The sequence below is a fragment of the Pseudomonas zanjanensis genome, from assembly GCF_014268745.2.
Lineage (GTDB): Bacteria > Pseudomonadota > Gammaproteobacteria > Pseudomonadales > Pseudomonadaceae > Aquipseudomonas > Aquipseudomonas zanjanensis.
Map to the genome: position 1 here is coordinate 1163034 of NZ_JABWRB020000001.1, position 18573 is coordinate 1181606.

Genomic DNA, 18573 nt, shown 5'->3' on the forward strand with positions numbered 1-18573 from the left:
GTCGGCTGCCGCTGTTGTTCGAATCGCCCCTGTATGGACGAAGAGTAGGACGAAGAATAGGATGGGCTCAATGGACTATTTCACTGAAGCGAAGACTATTTTCAATTTCATTCAGTGGATAAATTGAGTAATGAGAAAATAGATGAATAATTCCACTGATCGGAATAATGAGAAAGGCGAAGTCGGTGTCGGCGCAGTCTCCAGGCTGTTTGCCGTGTTGCGCAGCTTGGGCGACACGGTGGAGAGCGGTGAACGGGTGACGCAACTGGCCCAGCGCATCGGCCTGTCCCAGCCCACCACACATCGCCTGCTGCGCAGCCTGATGGACGAGGGCATGGTCGAGCAGGACGCGCGCAGCAAACGCTATCGCCTGAGCTTGGATTTTTTCGCCCTGGCGGCCCGGGCCGGGAACACCGGCAACCTGCGCGAGCTGGTGCGCCCGGCCATGCTGCGGTTGTCGGCGTCCTTGGGGGACTCGCTGTTTTTGCTCGCCCGCAGTGGTTTCGATGCCATCTGCCTGGACCGCAGCGAGGGGCCGTTTCCGATTCGCACATTCACCGGCGACATCGGTGGCCGCGTGGCGTTGGGCGTGGGGCAGGGCAGCCTGGCGATCCTGGCGTTCCTTCCGGAAGAAGAGCGCGACACGGTGATTCAATACAACCTGCCCCGGCTCAAGGATTTCCATTTGTACGACGAAGTTTTCCTGCGCACGGAAGTGGAGAACGTGCGCGCGCTGGGCTACGCCGGACGCAACACCGGCGTATTGCAGGGCATGGCCGGGGTGGCCGTGCCGATTCTCGACCGTGATGGCCGGGCCGTGGCGGCATTGAGCGTGGCGACGATCAGCGACCGGCTCGGGCCGGATCGCCTGCCGACGGTGGTGGAAATGCTCAAGCGCGAAGCCGCCCTGATCGGACCGCGAATCAACCCGTTCGACCCGTTGCTGCGAAGGCCTTCGCAGGTGTTTGGGCAGGGGTGAATACACACTCAAGAGCAGTTGACGTTCCCTGTGGGAGCGAGCCTGCTCGCGATAGCGGTGTGACAGTCGACATCATCTTTAATTGAACTACCGCCATCGCGAGCAGGTTCGCTCCCACATTGGATGTGTGATGGACGTGGATTTTGTGCACGCCGCTGTTTACTCGTGGGAGCGGGCTTGCTCGCGAAGGCGGTGTATCTGCCGAGGTGATGTCGCCTGACACACCGTCTTCGCGAGCAAGCCCGCTCCCACAGAGATTTCCCATTGGCCAGGGGGCTTAGAAATTCAAGGTCTGCTTGAGCCGCTGCGTCGTCGGCGTATCACTCGGTATGACCATCGCATAGTTGTAGCCCGGCCCGGACCAGTACTCGGCCTGCAGCTCGCCATCGCGGCGACTGCCCCGGGGCAGCAGGAAATTCTTCGGGCCGGGAGGGCGCACGTAGAAGCTGATCTTCTGACCGCTCGGATCCTGATAGACCACCATCGCCGCCGCGCCTTGCTCGGTGCTGAGCAAGCGCCCGCTGACCGGCTTGAACCCGGCGCTGGACAGGTCGGGCAGCCGGTCGGCCTGAGTGAAGTAACGGTCGAGCCAGTCTTGCATGTGCTGTTCGTCGCCGCTCTGGTAGTCGGCTGGGAGGATGCCCTGCTGAGCAATCAACCGGTACGCCTGCAGGGCATCGCCCATGGGGGCGGCGGCGCTGAGCAGGGTCATCTGCCGCGCCTGCCAGCCACCGAAGCCACCCACGCTGACGGCCAGCAGCAACACCGCGGCGTTGGCCAAGTGGCGGCGGGAGCGATGTTTCAGGCGCTGGCGAATCATGGCCGGGTCGAGGTCCGGGTTGGATGGCTGTTGCAAGGCGCCGCTCAGGGCCGTGCGCAAATGCTGCGCGTCCTGTTGCCAGGCGCGGACCCGGGCCGCGACTTCAGGCTGGTTGGCCAGGTAGGTCTCGACCAGGCGCTGGTCGGTCTCGCTCAGTTGGCGATCGACGTAGGCGTGCAGGTCGCTGTCGCTGGGGGGCATGCTGATCATTTGAGTATCCGCAGGGTAGGGCGGGTGATTTCGCCGTCGCTGAGTTGGCGCAGGGCCTGGCGGGCGCGGGACAGGCGCGACATCACCGTGCCGGTCGGTACGCCGAGGATGTCGGCGACTTGCTGGTAACTCAAGCCTTCCACCGACACCCAGAGCAACAGCGCGCGCTGTTCCGTCGTGAGCTGATCGAAGGCTTGCAGGGACGATTGCGCGATCACGCTGCGCTCGGCCGAAGGGTGGGCGTCGTCGCGGCCGGTGAAATACTCCAGCATGCGCGCATACCGTCGGGAGCGGCGATGGCCGTCGAGAAACTGCCGATACAGGATCGAAAACAGCCAGGCCCGCAGATCGCCGTCCGGGCGCTTGTCGTTCCATTTGGACAACGCCCGTTCCAGGCACATCTGCACCAGGTCGTCGGCGTTGCTCGGGTTGCGCGTCAGCGACACGGCAAAACGCCGTAGCCTGGGGATGAGTTCGCGCAACTGTTCGTCGAGTGTGTTCATGAAAGTGTGGTTTCTGTGGGCAGTCACTGCACCGGGACTGGAAAGACGCCCCGCGAACGAGATTATTCCAGTGCAGGAAAAATAAATACGAGGCGTGGGAATAAACCTGGCGGGCCTTCGTCTGACGGGTCCTTTCCAACGAATGGCCTCGCGCCCCTGGAGCTTTCTCATGGTTGATCCTTCACCCTCGTCGAGCCGGCGCCCCTTGAGTGCCGCCGCCCTGACCCTGCGCCTGAGCGGCATCGCGGTGATTGTTGCCGCGCTGGCCGGGGCATTTGCCTACGTCAATGGCAGCCTCGACCCGCAGCGCTTGACGCCGGACGCGCTGGTCAATGTCCTGGAAAAAAACAATGGCATGCATCCGGGCTTTCGACGCAACCACTCCAAAGGCGTCTGTGTCGCGGGCTATTTCCAAAGCACGGGCGAGGCCAGCGCCTATTCCAGCGCCCAGGTGTTCACGCAGCCGCAAACACCAGTGGTGGGGCGTTTCGCCTTGCCCAGTGGCAACCCCTATGCGCCGGACGGCAGTGTGCCGATTCGCAGCCTGGCGCTGCGTTTTACCCAGGCCAACGGCCAACAATGGCGCACCGGCATGAACAGCATGCCGGTGTTTCCGGTGGGCACGGTCGAAGCGTTCTACCAATTCCAGCAAGCCCAGTCGCCGGACCCTGCCACTGGAAAACCGAACCCTGCGGCCGTGCCGGCGTTTTTTGCCGCGCACCCCGAAGCGGTGCCGTTCCTGCAATGGATCAAGACCGCCAAGCCGTCGGCCAGCTATGCCACCGAAACCTACAACGGCATTAACGCGTTCTATCTGGTCAACCCCGCTGGGCAGCGCCAGGCCGTTCGCTGGGGCGTGGTGCCGCTGAGCCAGGACGCCGCCGATGCGACGCCGCCCCAGGGCGCCGACTTTCTCGAACAAGACTTGGCGAAGCGTCTTGCCGCCGGGCCGTTGCGTTGGCAGTTGAATATCACCCTGGCCAACCCGGGGGATCCGGTGAACGACGCCAGCAAGGCCTGGCCCGCTGACCGCAAGGTGCTCAATGCCGGCACGCTGGTGCTGGAGCGCACCCAGGCCCAGGACAACGGCGAATGCCGCGACATCAACTATGACCCGCTGATCCTGCCCCAAGGGATCGAAGGTTCTGACGATCCGTTGCTGGTCGCGCGCTCCGCCGCCTATGCCAGTTCCTATCTGCGCCGTACCAGCGAAGTGAGCCAATTGCCCGCCACCCAGGAGTCCCGCCCATGAGCGCCCCTCGTCACTTTGTTCCGCTGGCTCGACTGCTCCACTGGCTGATGGCACTGATGATCATCGCCATGCTGTTTATCGGAGCGGGCATGGTCGCCTCGGTGTCCGAACGCCATGAATGGCTGCTGCAATTGCACAAGCCATTGGGCATCGCGATTTTGCTGCTGGTGATCGTCCGTCTGCTGGTGCGCTTTACCACTCGTCAACCGCCGCTGCCGGCCGATCTGCCGGGCTGGCAAGTGCTGGCGGCAAACGCTTCCCATGTGTTGTTGTACGCCTTGATGCTGATCCTGCCGCTGTTGGGCTGGGGCATGATTTCGGCGGCGGGGGACCCGGTGATGCTCAGCGACTCGTTGCAACTGCCTTCGATCCTGCCTGCCCACGCCCAGACGTTCGCGCTGCTGCGCAAGGCCCATGGGTACCTGGCTTATTTGTTATTCGTGACTGTGCTGGTGCATTTGGCGGCGGCGCTGTTTCACGCGTGGGTGCGCCGGGATGAGGTGTTGGACAGTATGTTGCGCGGCAAGGGTTGATGAACCCTGTGGCGAGGGAGCTTGCTCCCGCTGGGTGGCGCAGCCGCCCCAAATGGGCTGACGCAATCTTCCAGGCAGATTGTGTCAGCCGGTTTTACGACGGCTGCGCCGCCGAGCGGGAGCAAGCTCCCTCGCCACAGGTGTTCACCTTCGACTAGGGAGATGATCAGGTCGTTGGCTCAGCGCAATTCGTCAACCATGGCCTCGATGGTGCTCAACACATCCTTGCCCAGTTGCATCGAGCGTTTACCGGACCAGCCGGTGATCGGGTTCGGGTGATCGTCGTGGTCCTTGAATGGCATTTCCAGGGTCAGGGACAGGCAGTCATATTTCTGCCCGACTGCGTTACAGGCCAGGGTCATGTTGGCCTGGCCCGGTTCGTCGCGGGTGTAGCCGTGAGCGGTCTGGAAGTCTTTGGTCTGGTGCTTGAGTTGGCTGCGAAAGCGCTCTTCGAGCTCGGCGATGCGTGGCGTGTAGCCCGGGTTACCTTCGCAACCGGCAGTGAAGACGTGGGGGATTTCCTCATCGCCGTGCGCATCGAGAAACAGATCGACGCCATACTTTTCCATTTGCTGCTGGACGAAAAAGACCTCAGGGCTGATTTCCGGACTGGCGTTCTGCCAGGCACGGTTGAGGTCCTGGCCCATCGCGTTGGTCCGCAGGTGACCATGGAAGGCACCGTCCGGATTCATGTTCGGCACCAGGTACAGATCGGCCTTGGCGAGCAACCGGTTCAGTTGCGCATCGTCATGCTGTTGGAGGCGTTCGATCACGCCTTCCATGAACCATTCGGCCATGTGCTCGCCGGGGTGCTGCTGGGCGATGATCCAGACTTTGCGCCGGCCTTCGGCGCCGCTGCCCTTGCGCAGCAGTTGAATGTCCCGGCCTTCGACGCTTTTACCGACCGCCAATAGCTCGGTGCCGGCCTTGTGCTGTGCTTGCTCGATCAGCCAGTCATGACGGCCACGGCTGTAGGGTTCGAAGTAGGCGAACCAGGCGTGGGGCTGCTCGGCCTCCAGGTGAAAGCGCAGGGCGTCGCCTTCAAACTGGGTCGGAATGCGGAACCAATTGACGTGATCGTAGGAAGCAACGGTCTGGTAGCCCGTCCAGGCCTTGTTATAGGACGATTGACTGGCGTTGAGCAGGCGGAAGGAATATTCCTGGCCGACGTGCAAGCCGCTGGCCTTGAAATGGAACCACTGGAAATGGGCGCTGCGGGTGTCGGGCCTGATCTTGAGCAACGACTGCAACGGGTTGCTGATGTCGACGACCTCGATGTTGCCGCTGTCGAAATTGGCACTGATATCAAAGGAAGATTTAGCCACGGTCACGGTTCCTGGAAAGGATTTTCATGACCGTTACTTTACACGCAAGAAAGACGAAACCGGGACGATTTGCATCAGGTAAAGGAGGGGGGCGTCCTCCCTGGACGCGGAGCCAGCTTAGAGAGTCTGCAATTGATTCTCAAGTGCTGGTTGCCGATAGTTTTCGCCTGTGTGGCGAGGGGACTCTTGTAAACAGATATTCATTTGTTATGATCGCCGCCATCGAATTGGCAGCACCCTGAAAGACTTCATTAGCCTGAAGACATAAGCCGAAAACTCGGCAAAAAAAGACCCGGCAAAAAGCCGGGTCAAAAACCGTGATTAGCCTGATGAGGAGATATTCCAGAAGTCCGACCTAAGGTCTTCTGGCCTATCGACTGATCTCGCGACCAGCTGATGCAATAATAATCATTATCATTTGGAAGTCAAATGATTTGATCGCATCGATTGGAAATTTTTTCTCTTCGTCCGCATTCGCGACGACATTCCAAAGGGTTACCGCTAGCGAGTAGGGTAGCCATCCAGGGATCGGTCGAGCATCACCTTGACCAGATCGATCATGTGCACCACCGAAAACGCCAGGTCACGACTCGAACCCTCCAACTGGCTGGCCGACTCATGGGCGGTCGCCGCTGCGCAGCGCAACAGGTCGCAGGCGTGGACAAGGGCTTCTTCCGCGTTGACACTGCGGCTGACCTCGAAGAAGCGATGTTCTGCCTGGGCTGGTGAAACACTTGGTTTCAAGTAGTAGTCGAGGGCGCGTTTGGCCGCCGGGCAATCCTGCAGTGAAGGGAATGTGCCATCGAAAGGGCTGCTGGGCTGGTCTGTATTGGGTGTGTCCATGGTGATGAAAATCTCCGTGTGTGGGGGCTGAACTCCTGAACCCAGAATAGTACTTACCGTAATTGTGACGACAATTTAAATACTACAATTTGTGTTTTGAGGGTCGGGGTCACCCACGTATCGTGCCGCACATGGATAAATGGATAGAGTTGGTCAAGGCCAAGATGAAGGAGCTGCACATCACGCAAGTGGTGCTCGCAGAGCGGTTGGGCATGTCCCAGGGCGGTGTCGGTCATTGGCTGACCAAGCGCCGGCAGCCCAGTGTCGACGACATGAACCGGGTCCTGCGGGAGCTGGGGCTGGAGTTTCTGGAAGTGGCGATGGTGATCCGCGAGCCGGACACCTCCACCGAAGAAGGCATGGCCCTGGCGCAGAAGTACAACCCGTACTTCCGTTACCCGGTCAGTGAGTGGCACGAGGTGGGCGAAATTCGTGAAGGTGATCCTGGCGCCTACAGCCAGGCGCGCTACGAACTGACGGACTACCACGCCCTGGGCGATGCATTCTGGCTGGTGGTGGTGGGTGATGCGATGACCGCACCCAACGGGTTGAGCATTCCCGAGGGCATGTCGATCCTGGTGGACCCGGCCATCGAGGCGGTGCCCGGCAAATTGGTGGTCGCTTGCCTGCCCGGTAGCAGTGACGCGACCTTTCGCAAATTGATCGAAGAGAGCGGGCAGCGTTACCTGGTTCCGCTCAATCCGACGTACCCGAAAAACCTGTACACCGAGCAATGCCGCATCATCGGTGTGGTGGTGCAGGCCACCATCAGGTTCTGACTGGATCGGCCCTGGGAGCGGGCCGATGCCTATTCTTCGAACGCCACCAGGGCGCTGCCTTCGCTGACCATTTCACCTTCCTGGCAGTACAGCGCCTTGATCACGCCAGCTTGGGGCGCACGAATGCTGTGCTCCATTTTCATGGCCTCCAGCACCACCAGTTGAGCCCCGGCCTCCACTGTCTGGCCGACATTCACCAAGACCCGCACGATGCTGCCGTTCATGGGCGCCACCAGGCCGCCTTGATGGCTGTGGCTGGCGTCGGCGGCGGCCAGCGGGTCGTACAGGTCGATCCGGTGCAGGTCACCTTGCCATTGCAGGTACAAGCTGTCGCCCTGGCGAATGGCCCGGTGGCTGCGGCGCAGGCCGTGGTGCTCGACCGTCAGTTGCTCACCCTTGAGTTCCGCGCGACAGACGGTGCCGTCCAGCGTCAATGCGCGATCCTGGCCTTCGCAGCTCAGGTGCAAGGTGGTTTCCCTGGGCAGCCCCAGACGCAACCCGGTGGTGCTGGCCCAGGGTGATTCGGCATCATCGCCGCGTACACGCGGGGTCAGGCTCAAGGCGAACCCTTGGGCGGCGGCGAGCCAGAACGCGTCATCCAATTCGCCGGGCTCTGGCAGTAATTGCGTCTGGTAACGTGGGATAAATCCGGTGTCCAGTTCCGCCGTTGCGAAGGCGGGGTGGGCGATGATCCGTCGCAGAAAGCCGATGTTGGTCTTCAGCCCGCCAATGGCAAATTCGTCGAGCATGCTCAACAGTCGCAAGCGCGCCTGCTCGCGGTCTTCACCCCAGGCGATCAGCTTGCCGAGCATCGGGTCGTAGAACGGCGAGATTTCATCGCCTTCTTCAACCCCGCTGTCGACTCGCCGCCCCGGCCCGTCGGCCGATTCGCGATACAACCCCAGCCGCCCGGTGGCGGGCAGGAAATCGTTGGCCGGGTCTTCGGCATACAACCGCACTTCGATGGCGTGGCCGCGCAGCGGTACTTGCGCCTGAGTGAGCGGCAATGGCTCGCCTTGGGCCACGCGAATCTGCCAGGCCACCAGGTCCAGTCCAGTGATCGCTTCGGTGACCGGATGCTCGACCTGCAACCGGGTGTTCATCTCCATGAAGAAAAATTCGCCCCGGGCATCCAGCAGGAACTCCACCGTACCGGCCCCGACATAACCGATCGCCTGGGCCGCGCGCACGGCGGCTTCACCCATGGCCCGGCGCAGTTGCGGGGTCAGGCCGGGCGCGGGGGCTTCTTCCACGACTTTCTGGTGGCGGCGCTGGATCGAGCAATCGCGCTCGTTGAGGTACAGGCAGCTGCCGTGTTGGTCGGCAAATACTTGGATTTCCACATGGCGTGGCTTGAGCAGGTATTTTTCCACCAGCATCCGTGAGTCGCCAAACGAGGACTGCGCCTCGCGCTGGGCCGAGGCCAGGGCTTCGGCCAGTTGGTTGACGTCCTCGACGACTTTCATGCCCTTGCCGCCACCGCCGGCGGTGGCCTTGAGCAATACCGGGTAGCCGATGCGCTCGGCGGCGTCGCGAAAGGTCTCCAGGTCCTGGGATTCGCCGTGATAGCCGGGCACCAGCGGCACTCCGGCGGTCTCCATCAACGTCTTGGCCGCCGATTTGCTGCCCATGGCGTCGATGGCCGAGGCCGGTGGACCGAGGAAGATCAGCCCGGCGCTTTCAATCGCCCGGGCGAACCCGGCGTTCTCGGACAGAAAGCCATAACCGGGATGGATGGCTTGGGCACCGCTGGCTTTGGCCGCGGCGATCAATTTATCGATTTGCAGGTAACTGTCGGCAGCCTTGCTGCCGCCCAGGTCCACGCGAATGTCGGCTTCACGGCTGTGGCGGGCATCACGGTCGGTGGCGCTGTGGACCGCAACGGTGGTCAGGCCCATGGCCTTGGCGGTGCGCATCACGCGGCAGGCGATTTCGCCGCGGTTGGCCACCAGCAACGTAGTGAGGGCAGGGGCGCTCATCGACGCGACTCCTTGTTATTCGATTCGGCTTGCCAGTTCGGCGCACGCTTTTGCAGAAAGGCCCGCAGGCCTTCCTGGCCCTCCGCGCTGACGCGGATGCGGGCGATGGCGTTTTCGGTATAGCGTCGCAGCGCCGGGGTCAGGGCGCCGTTGCCGACTTCACGCAGCAGTTCCTTGCTGGCGCGCATGGCCGCCGGGCTGTTGAGCAACAGGTTGTCGATCCATTGTTCGACCTGCTGGTCCAGGGTCTCGACTGGGTAACTTTCCGACAGCAAACCGATCTCTTTCGCACGCTGCCCGTCGAAACGTTCCGCTGTCAGCGCATAGCGACGCGCCGCCCGCTCGCCGATGGCTTGCACCACGAACGGGCTGATCACTGCCGGGGCCAGACCAATGCGCACTTCCGACAGGCAAAACTGTGCTTCATTGGCGCCAATGGCCATGTCACAGGCACTGATAAGCCCCAGCGCGCCACCGAACGCCGCACCCTGGACGACAGCCAGCGTAGGAATCTTCAGTTTGGCGAGGTTGTACATCAGCTCCGCCAGTTCCCGGGCGTCATCGAGGTTGGTGTGGTAGTCGAGCTCAGCCGATTGCTGCATCCAGGCCAGGTCGGCGCCGGCGCTGAAATGCTTGCCGCGACCGCGGATCAGCAGGAAACGCAGGTTTGGATCGCTGCCGACGTGGTCCAGGGCGAGGATCAGTTCGCGGATCATTTCGGCGTTGAACGCGTTGTTCTTCGACTCGCGACTGAGCCACAGGGTGGCGACGCCCCGCGGGTCGGTGTGCAGTTCGAGGGTGTTGAAGTTTTCCATGGTCATTCCCCGTTTACATCCGGAACACGCCGAAGCGGCTCGGTTCGATAGGCGCGTTCAGTGACGCGGACAAGGCCAGGCCCAGTACATCGCGGGTCTGGGCCGGGTCGATGACGCCGTCGTCCCACAGCCGTGCGCTGGAGTAATAGGGGTGACCCTGTTCTTCGTACTGATCGAGGATCGGTTGTTTGATCTCGGCTTCCTGCTCGGCGCTGAAGGGCTGGCCACTGCGTTCGGCTTGTTCACGCTTGACTTGCACCAGCACGCCGGCCGCCTGCTCGGCCCCCATCACGCCAATTCGCGCGTTTGGCCACATCCACAGGAACCGTGGATCATAGGCGCGGCCGCACATGCCGTAGTTGCCCGCGCCGAAACTGCCGCCGATGATCACGGTGAATTTCGGCACCTTGGCGCAGGCCACCGCGGTCACCAGTTTTGCGCCGTGCTTGGCGATGCCACCGGCTTCGTATTTCTGCCCGACCATGAAACCGGTGATGTTCTGCAAGAACAGCAACGGGATCCCGCGCTGACAGGCCAGTTCGATGAAATGCGCGCCTTTCTGCGCGGCCTCGGCGAAGAGGATGCCATTGTTGGCCAGGATTGCGATCGGGTAGCCGTGCAAATGAGCGAAACCGCACACCAGGGTCGTGCCGAACAGCGCCTTGAACTCATCGAACACCGAACCGTCCACCAGGCGCGCGATTACTTCCCGCACATCGAACGGCTGCTTGGCATCGGCCGACACCACGCCGTACAGCTCATCGCTGCAATACAGCGGGGCGATGGGCTGGCGATGCTGCAACTCACCGAGTTTGCGCCAATTGAGGTTGGCCACGCTGCGCCGGGCCAGGGCCAGGGCATGTTCGTCGCTGTCGGCATAGTGATCCGCCACGCCGGAAATCTTGCAGTGCACATCGGCGCCGCCCAAGTCTTCGGCGCTGACCACTTCACCGGTGGCGGCTTTTACCAAGGGTGGGCCGGCGAGGAAAATCGTCGCTTGCTGGCGGACCATGATCGCCTCGTCCGCCATGGCCGGCACATAAGCGCCGCCAGCGGTACAGGAACCCATGACCACGGCAATCTGCGGGATACCCAGGGCACTCATGTTGGCTTGGTTGAAGAAGATCCGGCCGAAGTGCTCGCGGTCCGGGAATACTTCGTCCTGGCGCGGCAGGTTGGCGCCGCCTGAATCCACCAGGTAAATGCACGGCAGGCGATTCTGCTGGGCGATGGTTTGGGCGCGCAGGTGTTTTTTCACCGTCAACGGATAGTAGGAGCCACCTTTGACCGTCGCGTCATTGGCGACAATCATGCATTCGACGCCTTCCACGCGGCCAATGCCGGCAATCACGCCGGCCGCCGGCACGTCTTCGCCATAGACTTCATGGGCCGCCAATGGACTGATCTCCAGGAACGGCGAGCCCGGATCCAGCAATCGGTTGATGCGCTCACGGGGCAGCAATTTGCCTCGCGAAGTATGCCGTTCCTGAGCCTTGGGTCCGCCGCCCTGGCGAATGTGCGCGAGCAGGGTGCGCAGGGCTTCGACGTGTCCGAGCATCGCATCGCGGTTGGCGATGAACTCCGGCGAACGTGGGTTGAGCTGAGTGTGCAGAATCATGGCTACTCCGTAGCAGCTGTTAGCTTCAAGCCACAAGCTGCAAGCCAGAGCGCGTTTCTCTTGCCGCTTGGAGCTTGTCGCTTGCAACTGACGAAATTCATTTCGTCTCGTTAAACAGTTCGCGGCCGATCAACATCCGACGAATCTCACTGGTGCCAGCACCAATTTCATACAGCTTGGCGTCCCGCAGCAGACGACCGGCGGGGAATTCATTGATGTAGCCATTGCCCCCCAGGATCTGGATCGCGTCGAGGGCCATTTGCGTGGCGCGCTCGGCGCTGTAGAGGATCACCCCGGCGGCATCCTTGCGGGTGGTTTCGCCGCGCTCGCAAGCCTGGGCCACCGCATACAGGTAGGCGCGGCTGGCGTTGAGCTGGGTGTACATGTCGGCGACCTTGCCTTGGATCAGCTGGAATTCGCCGATGCTTTGGCCGAACTGTTTGCGGTCGTGGATGTAGGGCACGATCAGGTCCATGCAGGCTTGCATGATCCCGGTCGGGCCGCCGGACAGCACCACGCGCTCGTAGTCGAGGCCGCTCATCAGGACTTTCACGCCACCGTTGAGGGCGCCGAGGATGTTTTCTTCCGGCACTTCGACGTCATCGAAAAACAGCTCGCACGTGTTGGAGCCGCGCATGCCGAGCTTGTCGAACTTGTTGCTGCGGCTGAAGCCTTTCCAGTCGCGCTCGACGATGAAAGCGGTGATGCCGTGGGCGCCTTTTTCCAGGTCGGTCTTGGCGTAGATCACGTAGGTGTTGGCATCGGGGCCGTTGGTGATCCAGGTCTTGCTGCCGTTGAGGACGTATTTGTCGCCGCGCTTGTCGGCCCGCAGTTTCATGGAAACCACGTCGGAGCCGGCGTTCGGTTCGCTCATCGCCAGGGCGCCGATGTGTTCGCCGCTGATCAGTTTGGGCAGGTACTTGGTTTTCTGTTCGTGAGTGCCGTTGCGGTTGATCTGGTTCACGCAGAGGTTGGAATGGGCGCCATAGGAGAGGGCGACCGAGGCCGAGCCGCGGCTGATTTCTTCCATCGCCACCACGTGGGCCAGGTAGCCCAGGCCAGCGCCGCCGTATTCTTCCGGTACGGTGATGCCCAGCAGGCCCATGTCACCGAATTTGCGCCACATGTCAGCGGGAAACAGGTTGTCGATATCGATCTGCGCTGCGCGAGGCGCCAGTTCGGCCTTGACGAAGGCTTGCACCTGGTCGCGCAACATGTCGATGGTTTCGCCGAGGGCAAAATTCAGGGATGGGTAGCTCATGGGACACCTTTGGCTTTTTTATCGGGTGCGGAGAGCGGGAAATGCTCTACCTTTACGTTAACGTAAGCCTGCGACGAGAGGCTGTCAATCGCCCTTTACGTTAACGTCAACTTAAGCCAGAGTACGGGTGTTTTGAAACAGCTTTTGTGGCGAGGGAGCTTGCTCCCGCTCGAGCGCGTGTAGGAGCTGCCGAAGGCTGCGATCTTTTGATCTTTCGCTTGGGACTGAAGTGTCTGGGGAAAGATCGCAGCCTCGTTGCACTCGACAGCTCCTACACAGCTCCTACCAGCCACTACGACATTCGTGCATGAGGTTCCACCGCTACACCCACTAATAAAGACAAGAGGGGGCGTCATGGATCAAACCGGTTCGCATTCGCAGCTCAGCTACACCCGCGGCTCGCAGGACAAGGCCTTGCTGGCGCAAACCATTGGCGAGGTTTTCGACCAGACCGTGGCCCGTCATCCAGAGGGCGAGGCGTTGGTGGTTCGTCATCAATCGTTGCGTTATACCTGGGGGCAACTGGCTGAGGCCGTCGATCTGCATGCCCGGGCCTTGTTGGCGCTGGGCTTGAAAACCGGCGACCGTCTCGGCGTGTGGGCGCCCAATTGCGCCCAGTGGTGCATCAGCCAGTTCGCCAGTGCGAAGATCGGCGTCATTCTGGTCAACATCAATCCGGCCTATCGAGTCTCCGAACTCGAATACGTGCTCAAACAGTCCGGGTGCCAATGGCTGGTGTGTGCCGGGGCGTTCAAGACCTCGGATTACCACGCCATGTTGCAAGCGCTGGCTCCGGAGCTGGCGGAACAATCGATCGGTCAGTTGCAGAGCGAACGCCTGCCGGATTTGCGCGGTGTAGTCAGCCTCGATCCCCAACCCCCGTCAGGCTTTTTGCCTTGGTCACAACTGGCCGCCCTGGGGGCGGCGGTGACGCCAGGACAACTGGCCGAGCGCCAATCCAGCCTGCACTTCGATCAGCCAGTGAATATCCAATACACCTCCGGCACCACCGGCTTTCCCAAGGGCGCGACCCTCAGCCACCACAACATTCTCAACAACGGTTACATGGTCGGCGAAAGCCTGGGCCTGACGGCTGGCGACCGGCTGGTGATCCCGGTGCCGCTCTACCATTGCTTCGGTATGGTCATGGGCAACCTGGGCTGTGTGACCCATGGCAGCACCATGATCTACCCCAACGATGCCTTCGACCCGTTGCTGACGCTAAAAGCCGTGGCCGAAGAAAAAGCCACCGCGCTGTATGGCGTGCCGACCATGTTCATCGCCCTGCTGGACCAGCCGCAGCGGCTCGACTTCGACCTGTCCAGCCTGCGCACGGGCATCATGGCTGGGGCTACATGTCCGATCGAAGTGATGCGGCGGGTCATCAACGAGATGCACATGGCTGAAGTGCAGATTGCCTACGGCATGACGGAAACCAGTCCGGTGTCGTTGCAGACCGGTCCTTCAGACGAGCTGGAGCTGCGGGTGACCACCGTCGGCCGCACCCAGCCACACCTGGAAAGCAAGATTATCGATGAGGCAGGCCAGGTCGTCCCGCGTGGCGCGGTCGGCGAATTGTGTACCCGTGGCTACAGTGTGATGCTCGGCTACTGGAACAACCCCAAGGGCACCGCTGATGCCATCGACGCGGATGGCTGGATGCACACCGGCGACCTGGCGACCATGGACGAACAGGGTTACGTCTGCATCGTCGGGCGCAACAAGGACATGATCATTCGTGGCGGGGAGAATATTTACCCGCGCGAGCTGGAGGAGTTCTTCTTCACCCATCCGGCGGTGGCGGATGTGCAAGTGATCGGCATTCCGTGTTCGCGCTATGGCGAGGAAATCGTCGCCTGGATCAAGTTCCATCCCGGCCACAGCGCCTCCGAGCAAGCGCTGCAGGCCTGGTGCAAGGAACGCATCGCCCATTTCAAGACGCCGCGTCATTTCAAATTTGTTGAAGAGTTCCCGATGACGGTCACTGGCAAAATCCAGAAATTCCGCATGCGCGAGATCAGTATCGAAGAACTGCGTGATAGAGAAGGGTGAGCAAGATCCCCTGTGGGGGCTAATGCCGTTCACTTAAAAATGATGAACCTGTGGCGAGGGAGCTTGCTCCCGCTCGGCTGCGAAGCAGTCGTAAACCGGCGGGTGTGGTGTGCCTGATACGCCGCGATTGAGAGGTTTTGGGGCCGCTTCGCGGCCCAGCGGGAGCAAGCTCCCTCGCCACGGGTTTGTCGATTGCCTTAAGTGAACAGCATTGCCTTGTGGGAGCGGGCTTGCTCGCGAAAGCGGTGTGTCAGTCGACATTGATATTGACTGTCCGGGCCCCTTCGCGAGCAGGCTCGCTCCCACAAAACCCAAACCCCAGACAGCACAAAGGGGAGCCGAAGCTCCCCTTTAATTTTGTCGTCGCGTGCTCTTTTTTTATTATTGAGGGGCGGCCTGTTGTTGTTATTGGCAGCCGTGGCCCTTTACCGCTGTTTTTGGCGATCCCCATCCGGGATCAAGAGCAAACGTATTTTTTTGAGCGCTGATTTGCTTTTTCGCTTTGCGATCCAACCGATTCGGGAGCTACCTGAAGGTAGTTTTATTGTTCTCTGCCCGGTTGCGGGTTGCTTCTGGAAGCACCCTGAAAAGTCCATCTTCTCCAAAAAAATCTGTTAGCTGCGTCTCTGCCGTGTTGTTTTTGTTATGTCAGAGTCGTTTCGTCTTGTTTTTATTGGGTTTGCTGCGTTTTTTTATTCTTGTTATGCCAGAGATATAGCATGTGGCGTGCCAACTTTTAAAATTCTATACAAATCAATAGGTTGTGATTTTCGGCTGAAAAACCTGACGGACCAAACCCGACAAATTGTTTCCGTGTTACTCGTTTCGCCGCTGTTATAAAGCCAGCGGTAACACCTCACTGTGCGTTGCGGGCCTTGGCCACGCGCGAACCGCTGGGGCGGCCGAGCACGTCACAAATCTGCCGGCCCGCGGCGATCAGTGCGTCCAGGTCGACGCCGGTTTCGATACCCAAGCCATTGAGCAGGTACAGCACGTCTTCGGTGGCGACGTTACCGCTGGCGCCCTTGGCATACGGGCAGCCGCCGAGGCCGGCGATGGAGCTGTCGAAGACCGCGATGCCTTCCAGCAGGCTGGCGTACACATTGGCCATAGCCTGGCCGTAAGTGTCGTGGAAGTGACCGGCGAGTTTGTCCCGCGGCACATCGGCGCCCACCACCTCGAACATCCTGCGGGTGGCGCCAGCGGTGCCCGTGCCGATGGTGTCACCCAGGGAGACTTCGTAGCAGCCCATCGCATACAGCTCCCGAGCGACCCACGCGACCTGCTCAGGCTTGACCGCCCCTTCATACGGGCAGCCCAGCACGCAAGAGACGTAGCCGCGCACACTGACGCCGTGCTGTCTGGCGGCGTCCATGATCGGCGCGAAACGCTCCAGGCTTTCCTTGATGGAACAATTGATGTTGCGCTGGGAAAATGCTTCGGACGCGGCAGCGAACACCGCCACTTCTTTTACGCCCGCCGCCAGTGCATCTTCGAACCCCCGCAGGTTGGGCGCCAGGGCGCCATAAGTCACACCGGGCTTGCGCTGGATCTGCGCGAACACCTCGGCGGACCCGGCCATTTGCGGCACCCACTTGGGCGAGACGAAACTGCCGACTTCGATGTAACCCAGGCCGGCGGCGCTCAGGGCGTCCACCAAACGCACCTTGTCGGCGACGCTGATGGGCTGGGCTTCATTCTGCAACCCGTCGCGGGGGCCGACTTCGATCAAGCGTACAAAGGAGGGGAGGGACATGGGGATTGACCTGTAATAGTGGCGAGTGCTGCTCCATTGTGGGAGCGGGCTTGCTCGCGAAGACGGCGTGTCAGTCGACATTGATATTGACTGTCCGGGCGCCTTCGCGAGCAAGCCCGCTCCCACAAGGGAGTCGTGTTGTTACTGGATGATTTCCTCGCCCTTGAGCGTCTGCTCCAGCGCCTGGATGCAGCGTTCTTCGGCGGTGTCGAGTTCCAGCTTCATCTGTTCGATGTCCAGCAATTGCTGCTCGAGCTGTTCCCGGCGCTCGGCGATTTTTGCCAGCATGCTGTGCAGTTGTTTCTGGTTGCCGCTGGTGGGGTCGTAGAGTTCGATCAGCTCGCGGCACTCAGCGAGGGAAAAACCAATGCGCTTGCCACGCAGAATCAGCTTCAGGCTGACCTTGTCCCGCGGCGAGTAAATGCGCTCCTGACCCCGTCGCTCCGGGCTCAACAGGCCTTGTTCTTCATAGAAACGGATGGCCCGTGTGGTGATATCCAATTCGCGGGCGAGGTCGGAGATGCTGTAGGTCTGGCTGCTCATGGAAGCGCTCGAAACGAAAGGGGCTGGCGCTAAGCTAAAGGCAGGTTGACGTTCGCGTCAAGCAATCGCGGATGTGTTGCCTGTGCGGGCCTCTTCGCGAGCAAGCCCGCTCCCACAGGTTCTGCGTCGTACACAAATGCAGCATGTACTCAGGACTAATGTGGGAGCGGGCTTGCTCGCGAAGAACGATGACGCGGTCTATAACGTTACACCACCTGATCGAGCTTCTTCTCATGGGCCGTCACCTGCTGGCACAGCTCGATCATCTGCTCGCGCATCCAGCGGTTGGCTGGGTCCTGGTCGGTGCTTTCGTGCCAGTAGAGATGGGTTTCCACCGGTGGCACGTCGTTCACCGGAAGCAGGAAGGCGTGCAAATCGTGACGCCGGGCAAAGCGCTCGGGGACGGTCATGACCATGTCGGTCTGCTGCAGCACTTGGGAGGCCATCAAGTAATGCTGGGAGCGCAAGGCGATCTTGCGTTGGATGCCCATCTTGCCGAGGGCCAGGTCAACGTAACCCAGGCCGTTACGGCGGCTGGAAATGTGCACGTGGGTTTGGGCCAGGTAATCGTCGAGGCTGATCTTTTCCTTGCCCGCGAGGGGATGGCCCTTGCGCATGGCGCATACGTAGCGATCTTCCATCAACTTGACGTGGCGCACCTGCGGGTCGGTGTTGAGCGGCGCGTCCACGGCGAAATCGAGGCGGCCGGCGGCCAGTTCCTTGGTGGTTTCACGGCGCTTGGACAGGAAACTCTCGATCGCCACGGTCGGCGCCAGGCGACGCAGGCGCTGGAACAACAGTGGCAGGATCACGCCTTCGGTGAGGTCGGTCATGCTGATGCGATAGGTCTTGACGGCCTGCAGCGGGTTGAAGATCCGGCTTTCCTGCACTGACACCCGTAGCAGTGACAAGGCGTTGCGCACCGGGCCGATGATGTTCTGGGCCATGGGCGTCGGCACCATGCCTTGGGCGGTGCGCACGAAGAGGGGGTCGTTGAAGGTCTCGCGCAGACGGGCCAGGGCATTGGACACGGCTGGCTGAGTGATGCCGACGATCTGCCCGGCGCGGGTCAGGTTGGCTTCGGTGTAGATCGCATCGAAGACAATGAAAAGGTTGAGGTCGACCTTGCTCAGATTCATGGCGCTGCACTCTTGTTCTTGGGCTTGTTGTGAGGTGCCGGGTGGCGATGAGAATCAGTGAAACATATATCGGTGATGAATGTTAATACACGCTGAGAATAGGTTAGGTAAATTTTCGTAGCTGAACTAGCATCGATTTCATGACCTAAAACAACCTCTGCCAAGA

At 61.0% G+C, this 18573-nt stretch carries 16 protein-coding genes; 5 read left to right on the forward strand and 11 right to left on the reverse strand.

What is annotated here, in order from left to right:
- The first annotated feature begins 142 nt into the window (after positions 1-142).
- Complete coding sequence (locus tag HU715_RS05310; RefSeq protein ID WP_186710011.1) at positions 143-979, forward strand: IclR family transcriptional regulator; 837 nt, start codon at positions 143-145, stop codon at positions 977-979.
- Positions 980-1256: 277 nt separating this feature from the next.
- On the opposite strand, the gene HU715_RS05315 is transcribed toward HU715_RS05310, so the two are convergent.
- A complete protein-coding gene (locus tag HU715_RS05315) occupies positions 1257-2009 on the reverse strand; it encodes an anti-sigma factor family protein (RefSeq protein WP_186710012.1) in 753 nt (250 codons plus the stop codon).
- Positions 2006-2512 (reverse strand): sigma-70 family RNA polymerase sigma factor, encoded by a 507-nt coding sequence (locus HU715_RS05320; RefSeq protein WP_186710013.1) that lies wholly within the window; start codon positions 2510-2512, stop codon positions 2006-2008. The genes HU715_RS05315 and HU715_RS05320 overlap by 4 nt, the downstream gene beginning before the upstream one ends.
- A gap of 169 nt (positions 2513-2681) precedes the next feature.
- Between HU715_RS05320 and HU715_RS05325 the strand changes: the two genes are divergently transcribed.
- Together HU715_RS05325 and HU715_RS05330 are read left to right on the forward strand one after the other, a co-directional pair.
- The gene (locus HU715_RS05325) at positions 2682-3764 is read left to right on the forward strand and encodes a catalase family peroxidase (protein ID WP_186710014.1); all 1083 of its coding nucleotides are present in this window, start codon (positions 2682-2684) and stop codon (positions 3762-3764) included.
- A complete protein-coding gene (locus HU715_RS05330; RefSeq protein WP_186710015.1) occupies positions 3761-4297 on the forward strand; it encodes a cytochrome b in 537 nt (178 codons plus the stop codon). Before HU715_RS05325 ends, HU715_RS05330 begins: the two co-directional genes overlap by 4 nt.
- Positions 4298-4476: 179 nt before the next feature.
- On the opposite strand, the gene HU715_RS05335 is transcribed toward HU715_RS05330, so the two are convergent.
- Together HU715_RS05335 and HU715_RS05340 are read right to left on the reverse strand one after the other, a co-directional pair.
- Positions 4477-5628, reverse strand: coding sequence for a M14-type cytosolic carboxypeptidase (locus HU715_RS05335; protein WP_186710017.1), 1152 nt, complete (start codon positions 5626-5628; stop codon positions 4477-4479).
- Positions 5629-6123: 495 nt separating this feature from the next.
- On the reverse strand, positions 6124-6465 hold the full coding sequence (locus tag HU715_RS05340) for a DUF6124 family protein (protein WP_186710019.1): 342 nt from the start codon (positions 6463-6465) through the stop codon (positions 6124-6126).
- A 131-nt stretch (positions 6466-6596) separates the two neighbouring features.
- Between HU715_RS05340 and HU715_RS05345 the strand changes: the two genes are divergently transcribed.
- On the forward strand, positions 6597-7244 hold the full coding sequence (locus HU715_RS05345; RefSeq protein ID WP_186710021.1) for a LexA family protein: 648 nt from the start codon (positions 6597-6599) through the stop codon (positions 7242-7244).
- 29 nt (positions 7245-7273) lie between these two features.
- Here the strand turns inward: HU715_RS05345 and HU715_RS05350 are convergent, their stop codons facing one another.
- The 4 genes from HU715_RS05350 to HU715_RS05365 form a co-directional block, all read right to left on the reverse strand.
- Positions 7274-9223 carry an acetyl/propionyl/methylcrotonyl-CoA carboxylase subunit alpha gene (locus tag HU715_RS05350; protein WP_186710023.1) on the reverse strand — a complete coding sequence of 650 codons (1950 nt, stop codon included), beginning with the start codon at positions 9221-9223 and terminating at the stop codon, positions 7274-7276.
- Positions 9220-10038 carry a gamma-carboxygeranoyl-CoA hydratase gene (locus tag HU715_RS05355; protein WP_186710025.1) on the reverse strand — a complete coding sequence of 273 codons (819 nt, stop codon included), beginning with the start codon at positions 10036-10038 and terminating at the stop codon, positions 9220-9222. Before HU715_RS05355 ends, HU715_RS05350 begins: the two co-directional genes overlap by 4 nt.
- A 13-nt stretch (positions 10039-10051) precedes the next feature.
- Positions 10052-11656: a carboxyl transferase domain-containing protein gene (locus tag HU715_RS05360; protein WP_186710028.1), complete on the reverse strand. Its 1605-nt coding sequence runs from the start codon at positions 11654-11656 to the stop codon at positions 10052-10054.
- Positions 11657-11753: 97 nt separating this feature from the next.
- A complete protein-coding gene (locus HU715_RS05365; protein WP_186710030.1) occupies positions 11754-12917 on the reverse strand; it encodes an isovaleryl-CoA dehydrogenase in 1164 nt (387 codons plus the stop codon).
- Between the two features lie 354 nt (positions 12918-13271).
- On the opposite strand from HU715_RS05365, the gene HU715_RS05370 reads away from it, so the two are divergent.
- Positions 13272-14969 carry an AMP-binding protein gene (locus HU715_RS05370; protein ID WP_186710031.1) on the forward strand — a complete coding sequence of 566 codons (1698 nt, stop codon included), beginning with the start codon at positions 13272-13274 and terminating at the stop codon, positions 14967-14969.
- Positions 14970-15825: 856 nt separating this feature from the next.
- On the opposite strand, the gene HU715_RS05375 is transcribed toward HU715_RS05370, so the two are convergent.
- The 3 genes from HU715_RS05375 to HU715_RS05385 all read right to left on the reverse strand — a co-directional run bounded on the left by HU715_RS05375 (position 15826) and on the right by HU715_RS05385 (position 18407).
- The gene (locus HU715_RS05375) at positions 15826-16725 is read right to left on the reverse strand and encodes a hydroxymethylglutaryl-CoA lyase (RefSeq protein WP_186710032.1); all 900 of its coding nucleotides are present in this window, start codon (positions 16723-16725) and stop codon (positions 15826-15828) included.
- A gap of 141 nt (positions 16726-16866) precedes the next feature.
- Entirely contained in the window at positions 16867-17268 is a 402-nt protein-coding gene (locus tag HU715_RS05380) for a MerR family transcriptional regulator (protein WP_186710033.1), read from the reverse strand.
- 206 nt (positions 17269-17474) lie between these two features.
- On the reverse strand, positions 17475-18407 hold the full coding sequence (locus HU715_RS05385) for a LysR family transcriptional regulator (protein WP_186710034.1): 933 nt from the start codon (positions 18405-18407) through the stop codon (positions 17475-17477).
- Positions 18408-18573: the final 166 nt, after the last annotated feature.

Excerpts from the sequence above, each read along its gene's own strand:
- HU715_RS05375 (WP_186710032.1), bottom strand. The coding sequence starts at position 16,725 with ATGTCCCTCCCCTCCTTTGTACGCTTGATCGAAGTCGGCCCCCGCGAC.
- HU715_RS05320 (WP_186710013.1), bottom strand. The coding sequence starts at position 2,512 with ATGAACACACTCGACGAACAGTTGCGCGAACTCATCCCCAGGCTACGG.
- HU715_RS05310 (WP_186710011.1), top strand. The coding sequence starts at position 143 with ATGAATAATTCCACTGATCGGAATAATGAGAAAGGCGAAGTCGGTGTC.
- HU715_RS05345 (WP_186710021.1), top strand. The coding sequence starts at position 6,597 with ATGGATAAATGGATAGAGTTGGTCAAGGCCAAGATGAAGGAGCTGCAC.
- HU715_RS05325 (WP_186710014.1), top strand. The coding sequence starts at position 2,682 with ATGGTTGATCCTTCACCCTCGTCGAGCCGGCGCCCCTTGAGTGCCGCC.
- HU715_RS05340 (WP_186710019.1), bottom strand. The coding sequence starts at position 6,465 with ATGGACACACCCAATACAGACCAGCCCAGCAGCCCTTTCGATGGCACA.
- HU715_RS05365 (WP_186710030.1), bottom strand. The coding sequence starts at position 12,917 with ATGAGCTACCCATCCCTGAATTTTGCCCTCGGCGAAACCATCGACATG.
- HU715_RS05360 (WP_186710028.1), bottom strand. The coding sequence starts at position 11,656 with ATGATTCTGCACACTCAGCTCAACCCACGTTCGCCGGAGTTCATCGCC.
- HU715_RS05385 (WP_186710034.1), bottom strand. The coding sequence starts at position 18,407 with ATGAATCTGAGCAAGGTCGACCTCAACCTTTTCATTGTCTTCGATGCG.
- HU715_RS05380 (WP_186710033.1), bottom strand. The coding sequence starts at position 17,268 with ATGAGCAGCCAGACCTACAGCATCTCCGACCTCGCCCGCGAATTGGAT.
- HU715_RS05355 (WP_186710025.1), bottom strand. The coding sequence starts at position 10,038 with ATGGAAAACTTCAACACCCTCGAACTGCACACCGACCCGCGGGGCGTC.
- HU715_RS05350 (WP_186710023.1), bottom strand. The coding sequence starts at position 9,223 with ATGAGCGCCCCTGCCCTCACTACGTTGCTGGTGGCCAACCGCGGCGAA.
- HU715_RS05315 (WP_186710012.1), bottom strand. The coding sequence starts at position 2,009 with ATGATCAGCATGCCCCCCAGCGACAGCGACCTGCACGCCTACGTCGAT.
- HU715_RS05370 (WP_186710031.1), top strand. The coding sequence starts at position 13,272 with ATGGATCAAACCGGTTCGCATTCGCAGCTCAGCTACACCCGCGGCTCG.
- HU715_RS05330 (WP_186710015.1), top strand. The coding sequence starts at position 3,761 with ATGAGCGCCCCTCGTCACTTTGTTCCGCTGGCTCGACTGCTCCACTGG.